General features: G+C 41.0%; 23 protein-coding genes. 18 read left to right on the top strand and 5 right to left on the bottom strand.

Features of this window, described 5'->3' with window-relative positions; translation table 11 throughout:
• Window positions 1-36: 36 nt before the first annotated feature.
• From CWB72_RS10455 to CWB72_RS10375, 18 genes are all read left to right on the top strand, one after another.
• On the top strand, window positions 37-966 hold the full coding sequence (locus CWB72_RS10455; protein ID WP_138631187.1) for a hypothetical protein: 930 nt from the start codon (window positions 37-39) through the stop codon (window positions 964-966).
• A 2-nt stretch (window positions 967-968) separates the two neighbouring features.
• The gene (locus CWB72_RS10450) at window positions 969-1,235 is read left to right on the top strand and encodes a hypothetical protein (protein WP_138631185.1); all 267 of its coding nucleotides are present in this window, start codon (window positions 969-971) and stop codon (window positions 1,233-1,235) included.
• 74 nt (window positions 1,236-1,309) lie between these two features.
• On the top strand, window positions 1,310-1,873 hold the full coding sequence (locus CWB72_RS10445) for a hypothetical protein (RefSeq protein WP_138631183.1): 564 nt from the start codon (window positions 1,310-1,312) through the stop codon (window positions 1,871-1,873).
• A 12-nt stretch (window positions 1,874-1,885) separates the two neighbouring features.
• Window positions 1,886-2,695 (top strand): phage baseplate assembly protein V, encoded by an 810-nt coding sequence (locus CWB72_RS10440; RefSeq protein WP_138631181.1) that lies wholly within the window; start codon window positions 1,886-1,888, stop codon window positions 2,693-2,695.
• Between the two features lie 5 nt (window positions 2,696-2,700).
• Window positions 2,701-3,000, top strand: coding sequence for a PAAR domain-containing protein (locus tag CWB72_RS10435; RefSeq protein ID WP_171037268.1), 300 nt, complete (start codon window positions 2,701-2,703; stop codon window positions 2,998-3,000).
• A gap of 3 nt (window positions 3,001-3,003) precedes the next feature.
• Window positions 3,004-3,339 carry a GPW/gp25 family protein gene (locus CWB72_RS10430; RefSeq protein WP_138566022.1) on the top strand — a complete coding sequence of 112 codons (336 nt, stop codon included), beginning with the start codon at window positions 3,004-3,006 and terminating at the stop codon, window positions 3,337-3,339.
• Window positions 3,340-3,461: 122 nt separating this feature from the next.
• A complete protein-coding gene (locus CWB72_RS10425; RefSeq protein ID WP_138631177.1) occupies window positions 3,462-4,847 on the top strand; it encodes a phage tail sheath C-terminal domain-containing protein in 1,386 nt (461 codons plus the stop codon).
• On the top strand, window positions 4,847-5,356 hold the full coding sequence (locus CWB72_RS10420) for a phage major tail tube protein (protein ID WP_138566020.1): 510 nt from the start codon (window positions 4,847-4,849) through the stop codon (window positions 5,354-5,356). The genes CWB72_RS10425 and CWB72_RS10420 overlap by 1 nt, the downstream gene beginning before the upstream one ends.
• A gap of 3 nt (window positions 5,357-5,359) precedes the next feature.
• Complete coding sequence (locus CWB72_RS10415) at window positions 5,360-5,617, top strand: phage tail assembly protein (RefSeq protein ID WP_138566019.1); 258 nt, start codon at window positions 5,360-5,362, stop codon at window positions 5,615-5,617.
• Window positions 5,618-5,622: 5 nt separating this feature from the next.
• Window positions 5,623-5,748 carry a hypothetical protein gene (locus CWB72_RS21020; RefSeq protein WP_283234786.1) on the top strand — a complete coding sequence of 42 codons (126 nt, stop codon included), beginning with the start codon at window positions 5,623-5,625 and terminating at the stop codon, window positions 5,746-5,748.
• A 137-nt stretch (window positions 5,749-5,885) separates the two neighbouring features.
• The gene (locus tag CWB72_RS10410; RefSeq protein ID WP_138631175.1) at window positions 5,886-9,632 is read left to right on the top strand and encodes a hypothetical protein; all 3,747 of its coding nucleotides are present in this window, start codon (window positions 5,886-5,888) and stop codon (window positions 9,630-9,632) included.
• A 74-nt stretch (window positions 9,633-9,706) separates the two neighbouring features.
• On the top strand, window positions 9,707-10,156 hold the full coding sequence (locus CWB72_RS10405) for a phage tail protein (protein ID WP_138631173.1): 450 nt from the start codon (window positions 9,707-9,709) through the stop codon (window positions 10,154-10,156).
• A 2-nt stretch (window positions 10,157-10,158) separates the two neighbouring features.
• Window positions 10,159-10,371, top strand: a complete 213-nt coding sequence (locus CWB72_RS10400) for a tail protein X (protein WP_138631171.1) — start codon at window positions 10,159-10,161, stop codon at window positions 10,369-10,371.
• 3 nt (window positions 10,372-10,374) lie between these two features.
• Window positions 10,375-11,388 (top strand): phage late control D family protein, encoded by a 1,014-nt coding sequence (locus CWB72_RS10395; RefSeq protein ID WP_138631169.1) that lies wholly within the window; start codon window positions 10,375-10,377, stop codon window positions 11,386-11,388.
• 322 nt (window positions 11,389-11,710) lie between these two features.
• Window positions 11,711-12,658: a homoserine O-succinyltransferase gene (locus tag CWB72_RS10390; protein ID WP_138631167.1), complete on the top strand. Its 948-nt coding sequence runs from the start codon at window positions 11,711-11,713 to the stop codon at window positions 12,656-12,658.
• On the top strand, window positions 12,648-13,703 hold the full coding sequence (locus CWB72_RS10385) for a homocysteine S-methyltransferase family protein (RefSeq protein WP_138631165.1): 1,056 nt from the start codon (window positions 12,648-12,650) through the stop codon (window positions 13,701-13,703). The genes CWB72_RS10390 and CWB72_RS10385 overlap by 11 nt, the downstream gene beginning before the upstream one ends.
• A 10-nt stretch (window positions 13,704-13,713) precedes the next feature.
• Complete coding sequence (gene metH, locus CWB72_RS10380; RefSeq protein ID WP_138631163.1) at window positions 13,714-16,347, top strand: methionine synthase; 2,634 nt, start codon at window positions 13,714-13,716, stop codon at window positions 16,345-16,347.
• A gap of 254 nt (window positions 16,348-16,601) precedes the next feature.
• Window positions 16,602-18,569: a BCCT family transporter gene (locus CWB72_RS10375; RefSeq protein ID WP_138631161.1), complete on the top strand. Its 1,968-nt coding sequence runs from the start codon at window positions 16,602-16,604 to the stop codon at window positions 18,567-18,569.
• A 93-nt stretch (window positions 18,570-18,662) separates the two neighbouring features.
• Here CWB72_RS10375 and CWB72_RS10370 read toward each other — a convergent pair whose 3' ends face one another.
• The 5 genes from CWB72_RS10370 to betI form a co-directional block, all read right to left on the bottom strand.
• Entirely contained in the window at window positions 18,663-19,361 is a 699-nt protein-coding gene (locus tag CWB72_RS10370) for a TorF family putative porin (protein WP_138631159.1), read from the bottom strand.
• Window positions 19,362-19,363: 2 nt separating this feature from the next.
• Window positions 19,364-20,581, bottom strand: a complete 1,218-nt coding sequence (locus CWB72_RS10365; RefSeq protein ID WP_138631157.1) for a BCCT family transporter — start codon at window positions 20,579-20,581, stop codon at window positions 19,364-19,366.
• 137 nt (window positions 20,582-20,718) lie between these two features.
• Window positions 20,719-22,368 carry a choline dehydrogenase gene (betA, locus tag CWB72_RS10360; protein WP_138631155.1) on the bottom strand — a complete coding sequence of 550 codons (1,650 nt, stop codon included), beginning with the start codon at window positions 22,366-22,368 and terminating at the stop codon, window positions 20,719-20,721.
• Window positions 22,369-22,377: 9 nt separating this feature from the next.
• A complete protein-coding gene (gene betB, locus CWB72_RS10355; protein ID WP_138631153.1) occupies window positions 22,378-23,841 on the bottom strand; it encodes a betaine-aldehyde dehydrogenase in 1,464 nt (487 codons plus the stop codon).
• A gap of 2 nt (window positions 23,842-23,843) precedes the next feature.
• Window positions 23,844-24,434 (bottom strand): transcriptional regulator BetI, encoded by a 591-nt coding sequence (betI, locus tag CWB72_RS10350; RefSeq protein ID WP_138631151.1) that lies wholly within the window; start codon window positions 24,432-24,434, stop codon window positions 23,844-23,846.
• Between the last annotated feature and the right edge of the window lie 1,477 nt (window positions 24,435-25,911).

Below are 25,911 nucleotides of genomic sequence, written 5' to 3'. Positions count from 1 at the left end.
GAATAAATGGAAAATCAATTTTAATAAAGGCAGGATATGTCAAATCAAAACCTTACAATTACCGAAAAGCTAACTCATGTTTCAGAGCGAGCAAATGCGCTATGTGATACGGTTCAAGCACAATTAGGCAACATAAACTCAACTCTAGATAGTAAGCTACTAGAATTCAAGACTCAAATGGAAAACGCATTAGGTGACTTTAATCATGATACTAATCATGCCATTCAAGAGGTTGAACAGCTTAAAAGCGAGGTTATAGCGGATAACAATCAAAAGCTAGCTGAGTTCAAGGCTAAATATCATAACGAAACTCATCTGGATTTGTTAACCATGCCACTGAATAAAAATGCCTTTTTAATTGCTGGTGAAAATGGAAACCCTTTAGATGGATACGGTTCAGTAGGCAGCGTTAATATCTATGCTGTTCACCCATTCACAAAAGGTTTTGAAGGACCATACCTTGATAGTCCGCCAGCTAATACTGCAGAATCTTTAGAATCTGCAACAGATTCAACCCCTTTTTACTTTGGAAGGTATTACAAGGGACCTCGTGCTAGCCGAGGTGGTTTATATGATGGTTGGAATGGTCTGGGTACAGTAAATCATGGTCATTTGTTAAAAGTGCATAAACCAGCGGGAGAGCAACATCATTATAACAATCGCTTGTTGATACCAATTCAACATTTTAAACGAACAAAAGCGCGATTGAGAGGTTATGTCTACGTTTCAAAGGGTCCATTGTCTTTCCGCGCTGGTGTTACTGACTCCAATATTCAGATTGATGTACCTAACAGAGGCGAGTGGTATTTCATTGATGAAATTATAACTAATAGTGAAATTACAAAAGGATATTTCAGTATAGTGATTCAACATGAAGAAGAGTGTGAATTGTACTTTGCCATGCTGAACATTCACTCCGTACAGGGTAACCATTCAAATGAAACATTAATTCAAAGAGATTTTTAAGCATGGAAATTAAATATAATAATGAAAAGGTTGTTTTTCACTCACTAGTTTCTCTTAAAGATGCGGCCATAATGCTGAATGCGCCTGATATTGATAGCTTAGAGGTAATTTATACATTTAATGAAATTAATTTACTTAGAGTTAAAGCATATAAAGCTGAATCTGACCCACTTTATATGTCTTGGCAATTCGACCAAACGAGCGAAGCTGAGCAAGCTTGGCGTTCTAAAGTTGAAGAAATCAAAGCACGATATCCTTTTCCTGCTTAAATAGTTCGCATTTTATTCGGGCATTTCGTCCATTCTCGCTCTGTTAGAGCATTTTCCGTACAAAGAGACATGTTATGCAACGTTATACCTTAGTTAACAAGGTACACGAGTGTTTGTCTGTGGGTCTTCAAAATGTGCAAGTTGGCTTATTAAAGCCTATTCAGCCATACCCAGACCTCACTCAGATTGCTCAGTTAACCATAAAATTGCTCAATGAAAGGCAGGCCAGTGAGCTGCAAGCCAAAGGGGCAGAGTCTGGCGTGACTTATGGGCCAGCTTCTAATAAAAATCTGAGCCCGAATCCCTGCGATCGTCGAGTGATTTCACTGCAATTAGAACTCGAGCTAGAAGATACTGAACAACAAGTCATTGCACGGCTTGATCAGATCATAAACGAAGCAGAAACGCTTGTTACGGTGGACGAAATGCCCGTACCTTGGCAGCACTTTATCGCGATGTCGTGTGATTTTTCTTTTCGTCACCAGGCTGCATCAACATTGGGCAAAGCAGTGTTAATTTGGGATTTCTATTATCAAGTTGAACCCCCAGCAGAGCCTGATTGTCCGCCAATCACGCAAGTTTATTTGGGTCAAAAAGATGAGACTCATCACTTAATCTATGACAGTCAAAATCTGTAATAAGGAGTTGAAATGTTGTCGAATCAACACCAAACAGATCTGGCTTTATCAGATATTCAACAGCGATTGGCTAAGTTAATTAACGTCGGTACGGTGGAAGAAGTCGATTATGAACAGGCTAAAGTACGCATTCGTATGGGGGAGTGGCTGAGTGCCAAGCTACCTTGGTTAACAGGGCAAGCCGCGCATGATATGACTTGGCAAGCCCCTGAAGTTGGTGAGCAAGTTTTAGTTTTAGCCCCCAGTGGAGATACAGCACAAGGCGTAATTTTAGGGTCACTGTACTCCAGAAAAGACACGCATCACAGTCAATCCCAGGTGCTTTCAGATAAAACGGAAGATCAAAGTTTAATCACCCGTATTGCTGAGCTGACGCCTGAAACCAGTGCTGATGTACAGCGCACCCGATATAAAGATGGCGCACTGGTTCAATATGATCGAGCCAATCATCGATATGATATTTTTGTGCCTGACACCGAAGGCGATGAAAAAGCGCAAATCAATATTTATTCTGGCAATGCCATTAACATTGAATGTAAGCATGATGCACACATCAAAGTTGGGCGTAACGCAACAACTCATATTGTGGGTCAAGCGACGGTAAACATTGATGGAGAAGCAAACGTTTCGGTCAAAGATAAAACCAATGTCCATTGCGATAAAAGCATTAATTTGCACGCAGTGGACGAGTTAACTTTGTCATCAGATTCTAAGGTGAATATTCAAGGTGCAGCGGTAGACATCAATGCGGACGGTGCAATCAAGGTAAATGCGGGCGGACAACTTAAGTTAAATGGTGCATCGATAAGCGCACAGGAGTAATGAATATGCCAGCAGTTGCTTTGGACGGCGCAATAACGAATGTTCATGTCGGGTTTGCACCAGGTGTGATTAACGCAACCCAATCTAGTTTTACTGTGGGTGGAAAGCCAATACTAAGACAAGGTGATCCCATCGCGGATCATGTGCTCATTGCAGATCCAACGAAAAAGCACATGGGTATGTCGGTCTCAGCTGGGGCCAGTACTTTTACTGTGGCAGGCAAGCCAGTTGCAAGAATGGGAGACGCTACAAACTGTGGTGGTTTAATTGCCATTGGGTTTGGGAGTTTTTCAGTAGGAGGGTAAACAATGATTGGCATGAATGCCAAAACAGGCAAACCATTAGGTGGGGTAGAACATTTAAAGCAAAGTATTCGTGACATTGTCACAACCCCTCTGGGGAGTAGAGTAATGCGAAGAGATTACGGATGTGGACTATTTGATTTAATCGATAGGCCATTTTCGCAGTCCTTGGTGGGTGAAGTCACCATGAGCATTGCCACCGCACTCGATAGATGGGAACCAAGGTTTGCTTTAGAGGGCGTGTCTGTTAGCCCTAACGGCGAAGGTAAATTGATATTGTCTATAGAAGGATTGTATTTAATCAACGACGAACCTGTAACTATCGAAGGTATACAGGTCTAACTTTTCATAAAACCCAGAGTTCAGTATGTCTGTTCTCTATTTTCATTTTAAGCCACGTTGTATGCAACCGCATGCCGTGGTTTTTTTATATCTAAATTGACATATCTTTAAAGGAGATATCTATGTCACAATTTCTACACGGTGTAGAAGTCATTGAGGCGCAAACTGGTACGCGCCCAGTTAAGACTGTTAAGAGTTCTGTAATTGGCTTAATTGGTACAGCGCCATTTGCAGATACAGACATGTTCCCTGCCAATACGCCCGTATTGGTTGCTGGCCGTCGTGCAGATGCTGCGCCGCTTGTGAATACTGAAAATGCAGATTTCATAGCTAAACTAGCTGAACGAAAAGAAGCAGCTGCGCTTGCAGCAACTCAAGATGATAGCCCAGCTTACTTAACTGCGCTTGAGAAAGCATACAAAGCAAACAATTCAGAAGCGCTAACTGATGAGCAGAAAACTGCAGTAAAAGAAAAGGTTGCAGCTAAAGCAAGAGAATCAGTGGAAGACATTGCCGACTCAGATAAGGGCACATTGTTCAGTGCCATTGACGGCATTTTTGACCAAGCGGGTGCGGCAATTGTGGTGGTGCGTATTGAGGAAGGCCTTGACGACAAAGCAACTGCCACCAATGTTCAAGATAATGTAAAAGCATTTTTAGACGCTGAGTCTGAGCTTGGCTTTGCGCCTCGAATTTTGATTGCGCCAGAATTTACGCATCAGTTTGATGCTGATAATGGCAGTGCAAATCCAGTGGTTGCAGAAATGATTGGTGTTGCTGAGCGTTTGCGTGCCGTTATTATTGCTGATGGCCCAAGTGCAGATGAAAATGTAGACCTAACTAAAGCTAACAGTCTGGCTATTCAGTACCGTCAAACAATCGGCTCTCGTCGAGTATTTGTGGTTGACCCAGGCGTAAAAGTGATGAAAGACGGTATGCCTAAAGTCGAGCCTGCAAGTGCGCGAGTTGCAGGTATGTTGGTGAAGTCAGACAATGACCGAGGCTTCTGGTGGAGCCCGAGTAATACCAATATGAATGGCATTTTAGGCTCAAGCCGTGCGATTGACTTCCAACTAGGTGACCGCAATGCACGTGCAAACCTATTAAATGAGAACGAAGTAGCGACGATTATTCGTCAAAATGGCTTTAAGCTTTGGGGTAACCGTACTTGTTCTGATGATCCTAAATGGGCATTCCTTTCAGTGGTCCGTACCGCAGATATGATTAATGACTCACTGCTTCGTGCTCACATGTGGGCAGTAGACCGCAATATTACAAAAACGTATGTACAGGATGTGGTTGAGAGTGTGCAAGCGTATCTAGACAGTCTAACTGCACAGGGTGCAATTTTGGGTGGTAAAATTTGGGCGGATGAAGACCTTAATACACCAGCAAATATTCAAGCGGGTAAAGTGTTCTTTAGCTTTGACTTTACGCCACCAACACCTGCTGAACACATCACTTTCAAAAGCATTCTAACTAATAACTACCTTGAGGAAATCGTATAATGGCTGCGTCTCCAAAAATTCTAAAAAAATCACAACTATTCGTCGATGGCAAAGGTTACTTAGGCATTGCAGATGAAGTTACATTACCAAAAATTACAGTCAAGACACGTGAAGTCACTTCAGGTTTTCAAGCGCCAGTTGAACTAGATGTGGGCCAACTAGAAAAGTTAGAAGGTTCTATGACACTGCTTGAGTACAACTCAGATGCAATGAAGTTACTTGGTGGCTGGGATGATAAAACGGTTGGCGTCACCATTCGTGGTGCTATCCAAGCTCAAGGCAATGCACCTCAGCCTGTAGTTGTTTCTTTGCAAGGTTTCTTCAAAGAAGTGGATATGGGTAACTGGAAAGATGGCGAAGAAGCTAAACTAACGCTTCAATACGCTGTACAGAAATATAAGTTAGAAATTAACGGTGAAGTTATTTATGACATCGACTTATACAACGACAAGCGCATCATTAATGGTCGAGATCAAATGGCGCTGCTTCGCGCGGCAATCGGAGCTTAATGTATGACTGAAATCATTGAACTGAATTACCCAATTACGGTCGACGGGCATGAGTATGCAAAATTGACGATGAGGCGACCAAAAGTACGCGATCGTTTGATGGTTGATAGAGCTGATATCAGCGAGTCAGAAAGTGAAATCCGTTATTTCTCACATCTTTGTGAAGTGTCCCCTCAAGTTGTTGAAGAGTTAGATTGGAGTGACTTTGTTAAGTTACGCGAAGCGCTTCAAGCTTTTCTCGTATCCCGCCCAGCCGTTTAAAAGCAATGGTTATTGCCCTAGCGAAGTATACAGGGTGGGGATTACAAGAACTCAACAGCCTAACCGAAGAAGAGCTTATCGAGTGGTTTGAAGCGGCAGTTGATTACAAAGAATCAATAGAGGCGGGGTAACCCGCTTCTTTTTTTAGTATTAATACTTCAATGACTTATAAATAAAAAAGGTCATTTAAATATCAATATTTTGTTGTGTTGCCCTTTCACAGCAAGTCATTACTCATTCCTAAACATTCTCATTCCCAGGTATTGCTATGAAAAATCAGGGAAAGTCAAAAAATGACTTATCAAAAAATAAAGTTAAAAATCGTTTGGCTAAGCAATTAGACACTAACATTTATACGAAATTGGGTGAGACGATTTCTCAGTTGAAAGATCAAAGTTCCTCGCCACAAGTTTCTTCAATTACAACAGTACTGACTGAGTTTGCAAATGCACAAGTTAAAAATTTACTTGGCGGGGGGAGTGATTCGTTTTCAAAACACATGAAATCGTTCAAACCAGAATCCCACAAAGATGTTTACTCGACAGGAAGTTTTGAAGACCAGTCCAGCAAGGCACCAGATAGTGTCACTCAAGTCGACATAAAACACAAAGCGCCCGATGTTGGCTTAAACAGTGTGGCTGATGCAATTGCGGCATTAGATTTTTCGCAGATGCAACAAGCGGTAAAAATAGACTTGAAACAGCTGCAGACAACAGTACCTAAACTGATTGATAGTTTACAGGTGAGTGAGATGTATCAGGCTGTTAAGGAGTCTGTGGCAACGAACTTGAGCAGTGTGCAAATTTCACATTTTAGGCGAGAACTAACAGCACTCGAAAATGCTGCACCAAGTATTAGTCAGTCACTCAAGGTAGAAGAGATCAACGATGTGGTGACCATCGCTGGCCAGCAACTTAACCAATTAGATTTAGCTGGTGCCTTGAAAAAAGAGGCTGATCAGATTTTAGTCTCATCACCAGCCTTTGTTGAAAGTTTAGGTTTTGAATCGATCTCAAACACCATTGAAAATGCGTTGCCTGCTGTGGATATTAGTGCTGTCGTTGAAGACAATTTAAATTCACTTACAACAGCTACACCTGAGTTACTAAATGCATTCAGTTTTTCAAATACGGCCGATCTGGTTGAACAAGCATTACCAGCGATTAAGCGTTTAGACACAGCTAAAATAGCAGCGGGTGATTTAACAAGTTTACACAACGCTTTGCCAGAACTGTTGTCCGCAATCGATCTGACTGAATTGCAAAAATCTATTTCGCAAAATATACCTGCACTTTCACAGCTAGATATCGCAGGAGTAATGCAAGGTGATCTCGCTTCTTTAATAGACACATTGCCAGATGTGATGCATTCAGCAGGTCTTAAAAATGTCTCGATTGAATTGGCAAAAGCATTACCTGCATTAAAACAATTAGACATCAAGGGCATGGCTCATGGTGACATATCAAGCTTAGTCAATGTCGCCCCTAAACTATTGAATGCGGCGGGGCTAGATCAAGCTGCCAATGTTTTTAGTAATGCTCTGCCAGCGATGCAACAATTAGATCTAAAGAGTCTTGCAGATGGTGATGTTTCAAGTTTAATTGAGGCTGCCCCCAGTTTATTTAGTGCTTTTGGACTAAATGATACATCTACTGCCATTCGCAAAGCGCTTCCTGCGATACAACAATTAAATCTCAAAAACATAGCCGATGGTGATATATCGAGTTTGATGCAGATAGCACCTGACCTATTTGATGCAGTTGGCTTAGACCAAGCCTCAGAAGTAATGAGCAAGGCCTTACCAGCTATTGAGCAGTTAAACTTAAGTCATATTGCTCAAGGTGATATTTCGAGTTTAATTGAGGCTGCCCCTGGCTTACTCAGTGCAGTTGGGTTTGATAAGCTTGGCACAACCATAGGCAATGCTTTACCTGCGCTAAAAAAACTTGATGTTAATGGCATTCTATCTGGCGATATAAATTCATTGGTGCAACAAGCGCCTGCATTACTGAATGCGTTTGGATTACAAGATGCTGCAGGCTTTGTGACTAAGCATGCGGGCTTGATAAATAAATTAGATTTTAATGGGATTTTAAAGGGGGATCTTACTTCAATAAGTAATTCAATGCCCGAAATTCTGTCGACCATTGGTTTGGACGATATTGGATTAGAATCCTTATTTGATGACAATGAACCTGAACCGAAATCATCAAAAAAGAAAAAGCCAAGTGCGAATAAAAGACGCAAGAAAAGATCAAATAGAGCGCTTAAAAAGTCTAAATCGGCTTTTCGAACACTTGAATCGGATTTTGTTGAGCCAGCGCAAACACAATTACAAAAAGGGAATAACCCTCAGAATAAACCGACCAATTATAAAAGTGCGAAAGTAAAACAATCAGCAACCAATAAGCTCCTTAAAAATTCAAACGTAATGACTAAATCGAGCGGTTGGTTTAAGGGGTTAATGAAAGGTCCAATGAAGTTATTGGGTAAAGCGTCTGGCCCAATCAATGCCATCTTAGGTGCCGCTGATGTTGCGTCAACTCTTAACGATGATTCCCTTACAAATAAAGAAAAATCGAGTGAAGTAGGCGCTTCAGTGGGTAGCACAGTCGGGTCTACTGCGGGCATGGCCATTGGTGCTACCTTAGGATCAATTATACCTGGATTTGGCACCGCTGTTGGTGGCGCAATCGGCAGTTGGGTTGGTGGACTTGCTGGTGAAGCTGTTGGTGGTTGGCTAGGTGACGGCGTTGGTTCATTGTTATATGGAAACAATGATAAAGCATCGTCAGAATCAAATGGCAATCGCGAGACTGAGCAAACGCTTTCACTCGCAACCCGTCTTTCGCAAAATAATGTTAAAGACAGCCTGTCTGCTTCAGATAATACATTATCAACTAATGTTATTCAGTTTCCTGCAAGTCAGGCTGTCCAGTTAATGTCTGGATCAAATAATGCGCAAGGCCCATTAAGCGTAGCCACTGACATGAAAGAAATGGCAGGGGAAACAGATAAAACCTCATTTGAGCATGTCGCTTTAAATGCCAATGTTGTTTATTTACAGGGCATTAATAGGTCAGTCGAAGATAATGACAGCACTTCGGGTAGCAAGGAGTTTGCTCAGATATCGGCAGTAAATACAAAGTTTAACTCGATAGAGCGCTCTCTTGCTACATCCACAAGCGCTGAAGGGGTGTCTCAAAACACCACGAAAGAAAATCCGTTTTTTGAGAGTGCACTCAATTTTGTTAAAGACCATGTCATTAATGAAGCTGGTGCCGTTCTTGGCACGATGGCTGTTATTGAGCAATTCTCTGGCGCTGAAAATAAAAAAGGGAAAAAACCTCGCAAAAGAAAACATCCTAAGCATCATAAACTTGGCGATAACAAGAAGACGATGCGTAATAAAAAGTCCGCCAAATCAGGGTTTTTCTCTAAGAAATGGCATAAGTTTAGAAAACAGTCACCTTTAGAAAAGGCGTCATCAATTGCAAATTATGGCAGTCATATTTTGAATGCGCATACTGTACTCGATGCTTTGACGAGCAAAAACTTAAATCGTGCAGAGAAGGTAGATAAAGTCGGCAGTACTTTGGCTGGCGCAGCAAGTGCTGAGATAATTTCAAGTATGTTTGGAAAATCTAAACACCCATTACTCCGTGCGATTGCTCCTGTTGGTGCTTACATTGCGAATACAAAAATCTCGCAAGCTTCAAATGGGATGTTCAGTTCACTATTTGGTTTAAATAAAGATGAGTCTGTAAAAGGAAGCCAAGATGTTTCTATATTGGCTTCCCCAGAAAAGCTCAACAGCAAGCCACAGAATAAACAAGAACACCCTGAGGCACAAAAGCAACCAATTAATATGACGGTGAATGCCAATATTTCTGTGCATGGTACTGCCAATCAAAAGCCAGAAGACATTGCTTTAGAAGTGAAAAGAGTTTTGGAAATGCAGCAAGAGCAAGCATTAAGAGATGTTTCATCGCGATATTACAACCAAGTCGCTTAATTTTTAACAGCATGATTTATATCACTAAAGCCATTCTATCGTCAGAAAGGCTGAATTATATTTAAGAGGTTTTAATGGAAAAAGTCAGACAATCTAATTACATGATGATGCTAGGAGGGTTTGAGTTTTCTGTGAGTTCGGCTGCATTTGATAAATTAAGCTATAACACCACTTATCGATGGAAATCTCATGATACGGCAACAGATAAAAACAGCCCTGTTATGCAATTTATCGGTATTGGCGACCAGACAATGGAGCTAGAGGGAACGATTTACCCCCAGCTGGTCAGAGATGGCTTACATCAGTTGGATAAGATGAGAGCAGAAGCCGTCAAAGGGCAGCCTTTGAAGTTGGCTTATGTAGAAGACAAGGGTAAATCAAGCCCGAATGTAGGTCGGGTAATAGGAGATTTTGTGATTGAGTCAATAAATGAAACACGGACTTTATTTCTGAACGATGGCATCCCAAGAGAAATTCAATTCACAATGCGGCTTAAGCGTTATGATGGAAGTGAGGGTAAATAAGTATGGCTGGTGTCTATTACATTACGCGAGACGGGGATTGCTTAGACCTTATTTGTTATAAACATTATGGTGTGATGTCAGGTGCTGTGGAAATGGTGCTGGATAATAACTATGGTTTGGCAGAACTAGGTGCAATTTACCCTGAGAATATTCGAATATATTTGCCAGACATGCCAGTAAAAGAGGTGATTAACGAAATTAATATTTGGGATTAGTTTATGAAGCATTTTCAGCCATTTTATTCAGTAAAAACTTCAGGAAATGAAATTGCTAAAAAATTACGAGATCGCCTTGTAGAAGTCTCAGTGACTCAGCGATGTGGTCTCGTTAGCGATACCTGTCATGTTAAGTTTGATAATTTACCCTCGGCGCAAATTAAGCTACCAAAAGAAACCGATACGATAGAAATCGCAATGGGCTACAAGTCTGGTACTGAGGATGCGGATGCGAAGTTGATTGGACTTGGAAAATATGTAGTAGGGGAGTTTCAAGTTAAAGGGCCAATTAGATCTCTTGATATTTACGGTAACAAGTTAAATTGGCATGAGGGGTTTAAATCACCAAAGGCATTTACATGGGAAAGTAGTAATGAAAATCCATTGTTACTAAGGGATCTAGTCAATGCTATTGCCGATAAAAATAGTCTGAATGCAGCAGTGGACGAAAGTTTAGGGCAAACGGTTTTACCACACATTGAGCAAAGTGAAAGTGATATGCAGTTACTAACTCGATTGGCAAATCAGTATGATGCTTTTATGAAGGTCATTGAAGACAAACTATTATTTATACCTAAGGGAACTGGTAAAACGCTCTCAGGAAAATCTGCGAAAGCTTCAATAATTTCTCCTTCTCAAATTGTTGATTGGCGTTTTAAACAACATAACAGTCAAATCATTAGAACAGTTGAAGCTAGGTATTATGATTTCGAGTTAGCTGAACAAAATACATTCAAACAAGGTAGTGGCGAGCCGAGTTATCAACTTCCCTATATTTACAGCGATGAATTTAATGCTGAACAGGCTGCAAGAGGAAAGTTGCAACAATTTAAACGGACACATCAAGTTTTATCCTTGGTTGTATGGGGAGATGCGAATATAAAAGCAGGAACCGTCATCAAATTCGAAGGTGACAAGCCACCAGTAAATGGGTCCTGGTTTGTTGAAACCGTCACGCACACTATAAATGGCTTAGGTTTTATTTCACATGTAACGTGTGAAAGTCTTAACAGCTAGATATTTTACTTCCAGAATCTACTTTCTTCTCAACCAAAGCCATCGACCTGTTTTTTTACTATTTAAAAGAGGAGGTTGATGTGCCCCTTCTGATTTAGGGCATGCAGATTTTAAAAAATAAATCTTAATCTTCAACTATTTATTTTAGAGAATATTTTTTGTATGCGTTTTTTCTTAGCTTCTAAAGTATTTCTCATTAAATTTTCTGTGTACCTTTAAACCCTAAAAGCAGTCTTTATTTTAGACATCTAAACATCTAGAGGTTGAATTTTTCGGCTTTACGTTCATAATGACAGCCATAAATTAAGTTGGGGGAAATTGTATGCCGATCACCGTAAAAGATGAGTTACCTGCTATTGCCACACTCAGACATGAAAATGTCTTCGTGATGCCGAAATCACGTGCAAGAACGCAGGAGATCCGTCCTATGCGCTTGGCAATTCTCAACCTCATGCCCAACAAAGTTGAAACCGAAGTGCAGTTTATTCGTTTGCTTGCGAATACCCCGCTTCAGGTTAACGTCGATTTATTACGATTAGATACGCACCGTAGTTCAGAAAATTCTGAGCAACACTTAGATATGTTCTATCGCTACTTTTCTGATGTAAAAGATGAAAACTACGATGCCATGATTATCACAGGTGCACCGCTGGCTCATCTGGAATATGACGATGTCATTTACTGGCAAGAACTCAAAGAGTTATTTGATTGGGCTGAAAACCATGTGACCTCAACATTATTCTCTTGTTGGGCAGCTCATGCGGGCTTGTACCATCATTATGGTTTAAAGCGTGAACTGCGTGACGATAAACTATGTGGCGTATTTAAGCACCGTTGTTTGTTTGAGCATGGTGCGCTAACTCGTGGTTTTGACGATGAGTTTTTAGTACCGCATTCTCGCTATGGTCACATTGAACTAGCTAAAATACAAAATACGCCTGAACTTGCGGTGTTAGCTGGCTCTGAAAAGGTCGGTGCGTATTTAATTAAAAACCAGTCGGGAAGTCAGGTTTTTTTAACAGGCCACCCTGAATATGATGCTGATACTTTGCAAAAAGAATATTTACGCGACCTAGCCAAAAGCCCGGATGCGCCTAAGCCAGAAGGGTACTTTCCGAATAACGATGCTGAACAAAAGCCGAGTAAAACATGGCAAAGTCATGCCTTTTTGTTATTCTCAAATTGGCTGAATTATTACGTTTACCAAACAACCCCATACGATATTAACCTAGTTAGCCAAGATGTAAGGACTAACAACTATGCCGAATAAAAGTGCAGCCTTAAAAGAGGCTTTAAAACAACGTATTCTTATTTTAGATGGCGCCATGGGTACCATGATCCAAGAATATAAATTTGAAGAAGAAGATTATCGCGGCGAGCGCTTTAAAGATTGGCATGTGTTAGTGAAAGGCAATAACGATTTATTAAGCCTAACTCAACCTGATGTCATTGCAGATATTCATCGTAAATATCTAGCTGCAGGTGCTGACATTATTGAAACAAACACCTTTAATGCGACTACCATTTCGATGGAAGATTACGAAATGGGTAGTTTGAGTCGTGAAATCAACCTTGAGTCGGCTAAATTAGCACGTAAAATTTGTGATGAGTTCACTGAACAAGAGCCGCACAAACCGCGCTATGTTGCAGGTGTACTAGGTCCAACATCTAAAACGTGTTCAATCTCACCAGATGTGAACGACCCTGGTTATCGTAATATTACCTTTGATGCATTGGTTGAGGCGTATATTGAGTCTACGCTTGCTTTGATTGAAGGTGGTGCAGATTTAATTTTGATTGAGACGATTTTCGATACTTTAAATGCTAAAGCTGCATCATTTGCTGTAGAAGAAGCGTTTGAACAAGCAGATATTACACTGCCAGTGATGATCTCAGGTACTATTACCGATGCTTCTGGTCGCACACTATCAGGCCAAACAACAGAAGCTTTCTATAATTCAATTCGCCACATTAAACCTATTTCAATTGGTTTGAACTGTGCTTTAGGCCCAGACTTATTACGTCCTTATGTTGAAGAGCTGTCGCGCGTGTGTGAAACCTTTACTTCAGTGCATCCTAATGCGGGTTTACCGAATGAATTTGGTGAGTACGACCTAGAAGCCGATGAAATGTCAGTAGAAATAATCGACTGGGGCAAAGAAGGCTTCATCAATATCGTCGGTGGCTGTTGTGGTACAACACCTGAACATATTAAGGCATTTGCTAATGGCCTTGCGCAAATTAAACCAAGATCTCTGCCTGAGCTAGATGTGCGTATGCGCTTAGCGGGCCTTGAAGCGTGTAACTTGAATTAGGAAGTATCAGATGACGCAACAAAATACCGCAATTTTTACCAACGTTGGTGAGCGTACCAATGTTACTGGTTCTGCAAAATTCAAACGCCTAATTTTAGAAGAAGATTACGAAACAGCCCTTGATGTTGCGCGTGAGCAAGTAGAGAGCGGCGCACAAGTTATCGACATCAACATGGATGAAGCCATGTTAGACTCGAAAGCGGCGATGACCAAATTCTTAAATCTGATTGCTTCTGAACCAGACATTTCTCGCGTCCCTATCATGGTTGACTCGTCTAAATGGGAAGTCATTGAAGCGGGCCTAAAATGTATTCAAGGTAAGGCGATCGTTAACTCGATTTCACTGAAAGAAGGTGAAGAGCCGTTTATCCGTCAGGCTAAAATCATCAAGCGATTCGGCGCTGCAGCCGTTGTCATGGCATTTGATGAAACAGGTCAAGCCGAAACAGCCGACCGCAAATTCGAAATTTGTGAACGTTCTTACCGTATTTTGGTGGACCAACTAGGCTTCCCACCCGAAGACATCATCTTTGACCCGAATATCTTTGCGGTAGCAACAGGTATTGAAGAGCATGATAACTACGCGGTCGACTTTATCGAAGGCACACGTCGCATTAAGCAAAACTTGCCGCACTGTAAAGTGTCGGGCGGTGTATCGAACGTATCTTTCTCGTTCCGTGGCAATAACCCAGTACGTGAAGCCATTCACTCAGTGTTCTTATACCACGCCATTCAAGCTGGCATGGACATGGGCATTGTGAATGCTGGTCAGCTTGCAGTTTATGATGATATTCCCCTTGAGCTGAGAAAAGCCGTAGAAGATGTTGTATTAAATACCGATCCTGGCGCAGGTGAGCGACTGGTTGAGTTGGCACCTAAATATTCTGGCTTGGCACAAGCTGAAAAAGTGGAAGATTTAGAGTGGCGAACTTGGTCAGTCGAAAAGCGTTTAGAGCACGCACTTGTTAAAGGCATAACCGAATATATTGAAGAAGATACCGAAGAGTGTCGCGCTTCAATGGACAAACCAATTCAAGTGATTGAAGGCCCGTTAATGGATGGCATGAACGTAGTGGGTGACTTGTTCGGTGCCGGTAAAATGTTCTTGCCTCAGGTTGTAAAATCAGCCCGTGTAATGAAACGTGCGGTTGCTTACCTTGATCCTTATATCGAAGCGGAGAAAGAAGAGGGCGCCACCAATGGTAAAATCATCATGGCAACGGTTAAAGGCGACGTACACGACATCGGTAAAAACATTGTGGGCGTAGTACTGCAATGTAATAACTATGAAGTGGTTGATTTAGGCGTGATGGTACCAGCTGAGAAAATTTTGCAAACTGCCATTGATGAAAAAGCCGATGCCATTGGTCTATCGGGCCTTATTACGCCATCGCTCGATGAAATGGTTCATGTTGCGAAAGAAATGACGCGTCGTGGTTTTGATATTCCATTATTAATTGGTGGTGCTACCACTTCTAAAGCTCATACTGCGGTTAAAATTGAGCCTCAATACGACAAAGGTGTAGTGTATGTAAACAATGCCAGCCGTGCGGTAGGTGTGGTATCCAGTCTATTGAGCAAAACACAAAAACCGGAATTTTTAGCAAAAACCACAGCCGAATACGAAAAAGTGCGTGAGCAACAAGCACGCAAAAAGCCACGTAGTAAACCTGTAACTATCCAACGTGCCCGTGATAATGCCGCAAAGCTTGATTGGGATAGCTACATGCCACCTGTTCCGAAAAAGCTCGGTGTTACAGAGTTTAGAGATGTAAGCATCACAACATTACGCGAATATATCGACTGGACGCCTTACTTCATGACTTGGTCATTGGCTGGTAAATTCCCTCGTATTCTCGATGACGAAATTGTCGGTGAAGAGGCGAAAAAGCTTTATCACGATGCCAATGCCATGCTTGATGAGTTTGAAAAAACACAAGCGCTGAAACCACTTGGTGTGATTGGCTTATTCCCAGCGAATCGTGTAGGTGATGACATTGAAATCTACACAGATGAAACTCGTTCTGAAGTATTAGAGTTAAGTTGTCACTTACGTCAGCAAACGGAGAAAACTGATTTTCCAAATTACTGTTTAGCTGATTATGTCGCGCCGAAAGGCACACCTGACTACTTTGGTGCATTTGCTGTAACTGGCGGCCTAGAAGAAGACGACTTAGCTGAAGCGTTCGATGCACAGCAAGATGACTACAACAAGATCATGGTTAAGGCGGTTGCTGACCGTTTAGCCGAAGCGTTTGCTGAATATCTTCATGAGCAAGTTCGTAAAGAGTACTGGGGTTATGCAGCTGATGAAAACCTCAGTAATGAAGAGCTTATTCGCGAAAACTATCAAGGTATTCGTCCTGCTCCAGGTTATCCTGCATGCCCTGAGCACACAGAGAAGAAAAAGATCTGGTCGTTACTGCAAACTGAAGATCGCATCGGTATGCAGCTAACTAGCTCATATGCAATGTGGCCGGGTGCTGCCGTATCGGGGTGGTATTTCTCTCACCCTGATTCAAAATATTATGCGGTGGCGCAAATCCAAAAGGATCAGGTTGAAGACTACGCCAAGCGAACCAACATGAGTCTTGAAGAGGCAGAGCGCTGGTTGTCACCAAACCTTGGCTATGAGCCTGAATAAGCTTCAGCTTAATATCAAATCACTTTCAAAAGCACTTACTTAGTTAAGTGCTTTTTTATGCAACACTTTTCCTGTAGAGCTTTTACTTAGAACCGAGATTACTTTTGTACGAAAACTTCTTATAATTAATTAGGGATGAAATTAATTATTCATGAAGCTTTTATCTAACCTTATATTTTCTTGATTTAAATCGTGCAAATTAGATTGGTATTTTTATTTATAGATGAAAGCTATTCTTGACAAAAAGGTCTTCCATGCTCGGACAACAAGCAAAATTCAACAAAGCGGTGTTTTACCCCGCCTCTATCGTGATCCTTCTAATGGTGTTAGCCACAGTTTCTGCGCCGAATATGGCAAAGTCATTATTTGCAGATATTCAAAATGCTATCACGATAAATGGCAGTTGGTTCTATGTACTTACCGTTGCCATTATTTTGGGCTTTGTATTGTATTTAAGCTTGTCGCGATTTGGTTCTGTTAAGCTTGGGCCTGATCATGCGACTCCTGATTACTCATTAGGTACTTGGATCTCTATGCTCTTTGCAGCAGGCATGGGAATAGGCTTGATGTTTTTTGGCGTGGCAGAACCTATTATGCACTATTTGTCTCCGCCAACGGCAGAGCAGGGCTCTTTAGAAGCCATCAAAGAAGCCATGAAAATTACCTTTTTCCATTGGGGTTTTCATGCTTGGGCCATTTACGCCATCGTTGCTTTGGTATTGGCTTATTTTAGCTATCGTCATAAGCTACCTTTAACATTACGCTCTGCGCTTCATCCAATCATTGGCGATAAAATTTATGGCTGGCAAGGTCACTTAGTCGATATTTTTGCGGTTGTGAGTACGGTTTTCGGTGTGGCGACTTCATTGGGTTTAGGTGCAAGTCAGGTAAATGCCGGACTTAATTATTTACTTGAATTTGACGTCAGCCAAACAAATCAAGTCATTATCATGGTGGTCATCACTGCATTGGCGTCAGTGTCGGTGGCAACAGGATTAGATAAAGGCATTAAAATGCTTTCAGAAGCCAATATGCTATTGGCGATAGCGTTGCTTGCATTTATCTTCATACTAGGTCCTAGCGTATTCTTACTTCAAGCCTATGTGCAAAACGTTGGCGCTTATCTCTCAGAAATTGTCTCGAATACATTCAACTTATTTGCTTATGAAAAGAAAAGTTGGATTGGCGGTTGGACCATTTTCTATTGGGGTTGGTGGTTAGCTTGGGCACCTTTTGTCGGTTTATTTATTGCACGTATTTCAAAAGGCAGAACCATTAGGGAATTCGTATTAGGCGTGATGGTGGTGCCAACGGCATTTACACTGCTTTGGATGACTGTTTTCGGAAATAGTGCAATTTACATGGTGGTTGAGCAGGGGGCTCAGCAAATTGCAAATATGGTGAGCGAAAACTCTGCTGTGGCTTTATTTGTGTTCTTAGAACAATTCCCTTGGTCAACAATATTAACGCTTTTGTCGGTGGCCATGATTGTGATTTTCTTTGTCACATCTTGTGATTCAGGCGCTATGGTAATCGATATGCTGTGTTCAAATGGTGAGAATGATACACCAGTTTGGCAGCGTCTATTCTGGGCAATAAGTGTTGGTGTTGTTGCAGCTGTGCTCAGTTTAGTAGGTGGTCTAGAAGCCCTGCAAACTATGACGATTGCCAGTGCTTTGCCATTCTCACTTGTGCTTCTGTTTTCATGTTTTGGGTTAGTGAAAGCCCTTGAAGTAGAAAGCGCAAAGCGTGAGAGCTTGCAGCATCATGCTGTGATAAATATGAGTGGAGAAGAAACCGCAGATTGGAAAGAAAAACTGAATAACATAGTCTCAACGCCAGATAAAAAAGACATCAATCAGTTTTTAAATAAAGAAGTGAAACGTGCGTTCAAAGCGTTAAAAGCACAGTTTGAACTAAATGATATTGAGGTAGAAATTAAAACTTCAGAAAAGAGTATTTCTCTCGTCGTGAACCACGGTGAAGAGCATGACTTTATTTATGGTGTGTATAAAAAAGAACACGTGCAACCAAGCTTTAGTCATGATCAAGAAGAAGGCTTTGAGAGTTATTACCGTGCAGAAGTTCATCTACTTGAAGGTGGTCAGGATTATGACATTATGGGCTGGTCTGAAAGCGCTGTGATCAATGATGTGATTAATCAATATCAAAAGCACATGCACTTTTTGCACATTTTACGTGATGAAGGACCTGTTTCGTAAGCGTATTAGTTATGACTGAAAATATGCGTTGAGTGCATATTTTAGAACTTAAAAAGGGTGACATTATGTCGCCCTTTTAGTTATTTAATTCTCTTATAAAGAGAATGTTCTTGCTACTGAAAGTACGATACGTTCATCTGCTGTATCCCAATCTAGGTTGGTATTTTCAGCGGCCACTTCAATATTAAAACCTTCGTAGCTTGTCTGATAAGCTAGACGATAGTGATGGTAAGATTTGCCAGTTGCTTGCCAACTATATTTATCACCATCTAATGAATTTGAGATATCAAAACTGGCCCTTAGGTTGTGGTTCGGCGCAAGCTCGACGGTGTGTGCCACCATCGCTATCGTATGGCCTGCATCTGTTCCGAAATAATCCCAGCTATACCAGAAGTTAAACTCGGTATTACCTAGCTCATTGTTAAAACCGAACTTGGCATATACTTCAGGGTAGTTACCGTCACTAGAAGCGCTGTCACCATGATACGTGTAATAAGCGATACCATAGTCAATGCTCCATTGGCTGTTTAATTCAGCGTAGCGGCCTAAATAGAAATCCCACTCTAAGTTAGTGTCAGTACCAAAATCGACATTCGATGCCCAAGAGCCAGCATATACGCCATTATCGAATGCTTTATCAAGGCTCGCTTGAATAGCAGGGCCATTATCGGTTTGGCTAACACCATTGAAAGTATAATCAGATGCGCCAGTAATGGTTGTACTCCAATCTGCCATTGCCAAATTTGAGCATAGCGCGAGAGAAATAAGAGATGTTTTAATCATTGTTGTCATAATTAGCTTACTGTTTCTATTTTTGTATAGTCGATTTCATTTTCTTTTGGTGAACCTTCAATATTGGCTACGGCTTTGTACTTTTGCACTAAGATGTAACCAAAACAGGCGAAGAAAATGCCGATCACAATGGCGCCAACCCATTGTATCTGTAAAAAGTTAAGTTTGAATAGTAGGGTCAACAGAGACAGTGCCGCGATGTTTAGCGCAATGTATTTTGCTTTGCCTAGTTTTTGAACTGTGAGTCCTAAATTATCTGTATATAAACGCACAAGCGAGTCGAGTGAGTTGATCACAAATACAATACCAACAAATACCATAGCAAAATTCACTAAACCATCTGTGGCAATGCCTGCTTCATGGTAGTGGTAAAGCACCGCGAACCAAGCTGCAATTGGAATTGATGGGAATACCAACATCGCAGCAAGTACTTGATAGGTCTTTAGTCCGCCCACGAAACGTGAAGTAAATTGACCGATCATGATGCTCCAAGCAAACCACCAGAATAAGTAAAACTCATGGTAATCGTTAATCGGCAATACAAATTGATGCATGTTGGCAAAATAGTCGCCGATCAAAGTAAAGTTATTGAAGTAACCCGAAATCGCACTGTCACCAAATACGAAGGCATTGGCCCACATTAACGCAATTAACCCAATGAATACCCAAGTGGTAGTGATACTTAAAAAGCGCACATATTTAATGTCAGTGCTTGAGTAAACAGCAAACGCTATGGCTGCAAATACAATGAGATAGAAAGTTGGAATGACCGACTCGCCATCACCCATACTCGGTAAATACCAAGGTAAGTTTGAAAGTAATAGATATGCAGTAAACGCACAGGTACCGATGATCACCACGTTATTAATAAGTTTTACTAGAGGGATCTCGAAGAACTTTACTTTAGGTTCAATTACACAGAAATAAAAGCAGGTAAGGAAGTAGAATCCCCAGATCAGGAAACCCCAAAAACCAAACTCGATAGCAAGTGGGTTTGTGAAGCCATATTCTGGGCTTGCGTTTATGTCTGCATAACCAGCAAACTCAGTGAGTGGAAACATCACTAAGCCAACATCTAGGCCTGAAGTAAACAAGATAGCAATAAAGGTAAAGGTTTTGACCGGTGTCACACCGACCACTTCGACGTTGCCCCATTTATATATAATGAAAGCAATTGAAAGTAGGGTAAATAAAATGCCCGCACTAAGCCATAAGGTCATTGTCACACTCCCAAAATAAGTAGAAATAACTCATATTTTCTCCCGTTATGATTGTTATATGTCGTTGCTCTCATTCAACCTAAACGGCTCACAGTGAGAACAAGGTGCAGCAATAAAGTGCACCTGTGTGATTCTTTTTATCTTTGCTTGTTACGCCAATCTTCATGTAAATGCACCTTGGCATTCATAGGTGCTAATGGTGCGTTTCCTAAAATCATATCTGCGGCTTTTTCAGCGACCATAACAGTCGGTGCATTCAAATTGCCATTTGGAATAGTTGGAAAAATGGAAGAGTCCACCACTCGCAGGCCTTGAATACCGTGAACTTGAGTTTGTGAGTTCACAACGGCCATTTCATCTTCGCCCATCTTGCATGAACAAGAAGGGTGGTAGGCACTCTCAACGGCTTGTCGAACAAAATCATCAATCTGTTCATCGGTTTGAATATGTTCACCAGGTTGAATTTCGCCATCGCGATACTCATCAAAGGCAGGTTGAGAGATGATCTCTCGCGTGAGGCGCACACAGGCTCTAAAGCCTTCAATGTCGTCTTGGTGTTGCAAGTAATTAAACTGAATTTTCGGCGGCACCTGCGGGTCACTTGACTGAATGGTCACACTCCCTCGGCTCTTAGGTTTGTTATGCCCGACATGCACTTGGAAACCATGGCCATCAAATGCAGACTTACCATCGTAACGGATCGCCGCTGGTAAAAAGTGATATTGAATATCAGGCCATTCAATACCTGCTTTTGAGCGAATGAAAGCACAAGATTCAAAATGATTAGTGACGCCAAGGCCTGACTTATTAAACACCCATTCAGTGCCAATCAAGCCCTTTGAAATCAAGCCAAGTTTACCGTTTAAAGTAATTGGCTTTTTACACTTGTATTGGAAATAAAACTCAAGGTGATCTTGTAAGTTTTTACCGACTCCCGGCAACTCATGCTTAACTTCGATACCCGCATTTTCTAAGGCTTTGCGTTCACCGATACCAGATAATTGCAGAATATGAGGAGAGCCTATTGGGCCCGCGCTTAATATAACTTCTTTACTAGCATCCGCTTGGCATACTTTATCACTCACACGATATTCAACGCCTGTTGCTTTTTTATCGAGCAAACAGACCTTACTGACAAGGGCACCTGTGACCACAGTTAAATTATTGCGATGTTTAATTGGGTCTAAATACTCGCGAGAGGTTGAGCTACGCACGCCGCCTTTTACTGTCATGTGCATAGGGCCAAAGCCTTCTTGCTGCTCACCATTGTAGTCCCTTGTGACTGGGTATCCGGCTTGAGCGCCCGCATCAATAAAGGTGCTATAAAGCGGGTTTTTCATTTCATTACCGTTGTTGACGCCCAGTTCACCTCTACCACCACGATAAGTGTTTTCGCCTTGGTACCAGCTCTCAGCTTTTTTGAAATAGGGCAAGCAGGCTTGGTAACCCCATCCTTGTGCACCGTGCGCTTGCCATTCATCAAAGTCTTTGGCGTGCCCTCTAACGTACACCATGCCATTTATTGATGATGACCCACCTAATACTTTGCCACGTGGGCAGTGCATTTTTCGGTTGTCTAAATAAGGTTCAGCTTCAGTATGAAATTGCCATGCATACTTGTCAGTATTCATTGGAATAGACAGCGCAGTAGGCATCTTGATAAAAATACTTTTATCAGAGCCACCTGTTTCTAGTAATAGCACCTTGTTTTTTGCATCCGCTGAAAGGCGATTTGCCAGCACACAGCCCGCAGAGCCTGCACCGACGATGATGTAGTCGTACTGCATATTAGACTCCTAAAATGGGCTTTCGATTTGACTCATACCCACATAAACCGACTTGGTTTGTGTATAGCTATTTAAAGTCTCGATGCCATTTTCGCGACCAATACCTGATTGTTTGTAACCGCCAACGGGCATTTCGGCAGGGGAGTTGCCATAGCTATTTATCCAACAAATACCGGCCTTAAGCTGGTGGATAACACGGTGCGCGCGTTGAATATTTTGACTAAATACACCGGCGCCTAACCCTAGCTCAGTATTGTTAGCGCGCGTGATCACATCAGCTTCATCTTCGAAAACTAACACGCTCATAACTGGGCCAAAGATCTCTTCTCTGACAATGGTCATGTCGTCAGTACAGTCAGTAAAAATAGTTGGTGCAACGAAGTAACCATTAGGGGCAGATTCAGGCGATAAAGCATGGCCACCAGTTAGTAAAGTGGCACCTTCGGCTTTGCCTTTTTCGATGTAATCCAGCACCAACTCTTGGTGTTTTTTGGAAATAAGCGCGCCCAGATTAACATTAGGATTAAGGGGATCTCCTGCGATAGTATTTGCTTCAGTGCGCGCTTTAAGCTCTTTAATAAATTGCGTATAAACCGATTTGTGAACATATACACGAGTACAGTTAGTACAGATCTCGCCTTGAGTATAAAAATTGCCCAACATGGCCGCACTTACAGCTTCTGCGATATCGGCGTCATCAAATACGATTAAAGGTGATTTGCCGCCAAGCTCCATGGTCACATCTTTTAAATTCGATGCTGCGCTCTGCATGACTTTTTTACCTGTGCCAACTTCGCCAGTGAACGATACTTTTTCGATCTCAGGATGTGTTGTCAGCCATTGTCCGACTTCTGCAGCACCCTGCACGACGTTGAATACACCTGCAGGCATGCCTGCTTCAATGAAGACTTCAGCCAGCTTAATTGCACCTAGAGGTGTTTCTTCTGATGGTTTAAAGATTAAAACATTACCAGCAGCAAGAGCGGGGCCTGATTTCCAACAGGCAATTTGTAGCGGGTAGTTCCATGCGCCGATACCTGCACAAATACCTAAAGGCTCTTTGCGGGTATAGAAAAAGTCGTTACCAACGGGTTGTTGTGTACCGACTTGTGTTGGTGCAAGACCTGCAAAGTACTCAATCACGTCAGCGCCAGTTTGAATGTCGACGCAGTCCGCTTCTTGAATTGGTTTTCCTGTGTCTAATACTTCAATTTTTGCTAGCTCGTCGTTACGTTCACGTAATAAGTACACTGCTTTATTTAGAATTCGACTTCTTTCGATTGGAGCCATTGCTGACCAAGCTGCAAAACCTTCGCGTGCACTGGCAATGGCTTTTTCTTGAATTGACTCATCTGCAACTTCGACATGGTAAATCACTTCGTCAGTTGCAGGGTTTTTCACTGCAAAAGTTTCTTTGCTTTGGTTTGGCACAAATTGGCCATGGATAAAGTTCTGATAAACAGGTGTGGTCATTTTTAAGCTCCACAAGATGAAATGAGGGAAGACACATAATGTTTTGCAAGCTGCTCAGCTTGCTTAAATTCTTGCTCGGAGGCCTTACTTAAAACAGCCCTTAGCCATAAGCCATCGATCGTACCCGCTGCTAATTTAGCCGCGCGTTTGGCATCGTTTTCTGGCATTAACGTTTTGAAAGAAAAGGCTAGGTTACTGTATAAGCGTTTTGCATTTACGGTTTGTAATCGGTGCAATTGTTCATCGTGCATTGATTGCGCCCAAAAACTTAACCAAGTTTTTGTGCTACTGGTTTGTTGTTGAATAACTGAAAAGTTAGCTTCAACAATGAACATTAACCGCTCTTCAGCAGAGCAATGTTGCTGAGTTTTACTGATCAAACTGGTTTTCAAACTATTTAATAAAAAGCGTACAGTGGCCTCGATGAGACCCTGTTTTCCCCCAAAGTAATGGCTAATGATCCCTGAGGATAAGCCCGCTCTCTTACTGATGCTGTTTATGGTCGTGGCATGTAAGCCCACTTCTGCGACCGACTCTAACGTTGCTTCAATGAGTTGTTGGCGACGTATCGGTTCCATTCCTACTTTTGGCATAACTTTTTATTAATTGACCATTCAATTAAAATAAATTCTATAGAGTTCTAAGTAGTTCTTCAAGTTTATTACGAATTCTGAACTTTTTTTTAGATGATTTAATTTCCCTATCTTATTGTTTTTAATGGTCTTTGTTTTGTGTTTTTTTACTTTCAATTATTTTTGTTTGAGTAGTTAAATTTATAGTTAAAATAATTTGTGTTTGTAGCTTTTTTCTGGCTGTAAATGCTAATTTGGTTGTTTAGTAGCAATCTATATAAGTATGTCATCTCACGTGTAAATACATACTTGTATGGTTAGTAACATTTAATTATTTTTTGGGCTTTTCTAGTAAATGGACTAATGATAAGAAGCTTATTTGGTAAATGGCTTTATCGCATCTTTTACTATTAACCAAAATAAAAAGGTTAGTACCCTAAGCTTTTACGAAATATATTAAATAAAAACAAATTAGAAATAAAAAATGCAACATTACAAGTGTCACTAACCAGAAATCAACTTATTTTCGTTTTAGAAAAATTACTTTCATATCTAATTATTCTCCACATAAAAATAAAAGTTATACCTAAAAGATAAAACTTTAATAAAAAATCATTTAAAAACATATATTTAGAATTCTAACAGGGAGGCTTAACTTCTGTTCGGTCAAAAAGTTCAAAAAACAAACTTGATGATTTGAGTTCTAATGATTAGTATAGTAACTGAATAAGCAAAATATAGAGGAAATCATGAATACATATAAAAACCTTACAGAGTTTTTCTGTTTTTACACTATTCTTTCTGTTGGTTATGTTTTCGCTTTATGTTCTGAAATCGTAAACTACAGCCCAAAGTGGTCTCTCTCGAACCGCTAACATCAGTATGGTCAGTTCGCTGACCTCCAAAACCTACTCACTCACAACTAAACTGTCGTCAGAATTATTATCAGTCCTTTTTTGAGATGTTCAATTCTAGGTATTTCAAATACCGAGTTTTATTTCATAACAATTACCTTTCTTAATTTAGAACAGATACCTTAAAAAGAGCGTCCCATGATCCGTTTAAGTTTTAAAACATTATGTTACTGCCTGCCATTTTACACATTTACATTGACTAGGCTGTCAATGTATTCATCCGAGCTAAACCGAGTAGAACATTTTTTGAAGTTGGCTTCGGCAACATCACTTGTCAAAGATAGTCTTTGCAGGATATTAAAAAATATTTGATACGTTTTAAATTGCTTTGAACCTATTTGTTTTGCTGACATAGAATTTTATAAGTGTGTACACCAGAGTTTTGATAAAACTGATCCAATCTTCACGCAGATTGGCATCAGGGAATAAGAATTTATCTTCTGAGGTAATATTTTTAAAACTACGTAAAATAAGCTTATAAATATAGCCATTCTAACTAGTTTTCTCCTCAAACGGTAATTTGATTCGAGTTCTAATAATTGTTAATATATTTCGAATACAAAGTATTTGAAATCCGCTTTTCG

Source organism: Pseudoalteromonas phenolica (genome assembly GCF_005886345.1).
Taxonomy (GTDB): Bacteria; Pseudomonadota; Gammaproteobacteria; order Enterobacterales; family Alteromonadaceae; genus Pseudoalteromonas; species Pseudoalteromonas phenolica_A.
This window is presented reverse-complemented; position numbering and strand designations above follow the sequence as displayed.

Bases quoted from the DNA above. Each gene is read 5' to 3' on its own strand.
- CWB72_RS10445 (WP_138631183.1), top strand. From the start codon at position 1,310: ATGCAACGTTATACCTTAGTTAACAAGGTACACGAGTGTTTGTCTGTG.
- CWB72_RS10390 (WP_138631167.1), top strand. From the start codon at position 11,711: ATGCCGATCACCGTAAAAGATGAGTTACCTGCTATTGCCACACTCAGA.
- CWB72_RS10410 (WP_138631175.1), top strand. From the start codon at position 5,886: ATGAAAAATCAGGGAAAGTCAAAAAATGACTTATCAAAAAATAAAGTT.
- CWB72_RS10455 (WP_138631187.1), top strand. From the start codon at position 37: ATGTCAAATCAAAACCTTACAATTACCGAAAAGCTAACTCATGTTTCA.
- CWB72_RS10430 (WP_138566022.1), top strand. From the start codon at position 3,004: ATGATTGGCATGAATGCCAAAACAGGCAAACCATTAGGTGGGGTAGAA.
- CWB72_RS10385 (WP_138631165.1), top strand. From the start codon at position 12,648: ATGCCGAATAAAAGTGCAGCCTTAAAAGAGGCTTTAAAACAACGTATT.
- CWB72_RS10365 (WP_138631157.1), bottom strand. From the start codon at position 20,581: ATGACCTTATGGCTTAGTGCGGGCATTTTATTTACCCTACTTTCAATT.
- CWB72_RS10425 (WP_138631177.1), top strand. From the start codon at position 3,462: ATGTCACAATTTCTACACGGTGTAGAAGTCATTGAGGCGCAAACTGGT.
- betI (WP_138631151.1), bottom strand. From the start codon at position 24,434: ATGCCAAAAGTAGGAATGGAACCGATACGTCGCCAACAACTCATTGAA.
- CWB72_RS10435 (WP_171037268.1), top strand. From the start codon at position 2,701: ATGCCAGCAGTTGCTTTGGACGGCGCAATAACGAATGTTCATGTCGGG.
- CWB72_RS10405 (WP_138631173.1), top strand. From the start codon at position 9,707: ATGGAAAAAGTCAGACAATCTAATTACATGATGATGCTAGGAGGGTTT.
- CWB72_RS10420 (WP_138566020.1), top strand. From the start codon at position 4,847: ATGGCTGCGTCTCCAAAAATTCTAAAAAAATCACAACTATTCGTCGAT.
- betB (WP_138631153.1), bottom strand. From the start codon at position 23,841: ATGACCACACCTGTTTATCAGAACTTTATCCATGGCCAATTTGTGCCA.
- CWB72_RS10370 (WP_138631159.1), bottom strand. From the start codon at position 19,361: ATGACAACAATGATTAAAACATCTCTTATTTCTCTCGCGCTATGCTCA.
- CWB72_RS10395 (WP_138631169.1), top strand. From the start codon at position 10,375: ATGAAGCATTTTCAGCCATTTTATTCAGTAAAAACTTCAGGAAATGAA.
- CWB72_RS10400 (WP_138631171.1), top strand. From the start codon at position 10,159: ATGGCTGGTGTCTATTACATTACGCGAGACGGGGATTGCTTAGACCTT.
- CWB72_RS10450 (WP_138631185.1), top strand. From the start codon at position 969: ATGGAAATTAAATATAATAATGAAAAGGTTGTTTTTCACTCACTAGTT.
- CWB72_RS10375 (WP_138631161.1), top strand. From the start codon at position 16,602: ATGCTCGGACAACAAGCAAAATTCAACAAAGCGGTGTTTTACCCCGCC.
- CWB72_RS10415 (WP_138566019.1), top strand. From the start codon at position 5,360: ATGACTGAAATCATTGAACTGAATTACCCAATTACGGTCGACGGGCAT.
- CWB72_RS21020 (WP_283234786.1), top strand. From the start codon at position 5,623: ATGGTTATTGCCCTAGCGAAGTATACAGGGTGGGGATTACAAGAACTC.
- metH (WP_138631163.1), top strand. From the start codon at position 13,714: ATGACGCAACAAAATACCGCAATTTTTACCAACGTTGGTGAGCGTACC.
- CWB72_RS10440 (WP_138631181.1), top strand. From the start codon at position 1,886: ATGTTGTCGAATCAACACCAAACAGATCTGGCTTTATCAGATATTCAA.
- betA (WP_138631155.1), bottom strand. From the start codon at position 22,368: ATGCAGTACGACTACATCATCGTCGGTGCAGGCTCTGCGGGCTGTGTG.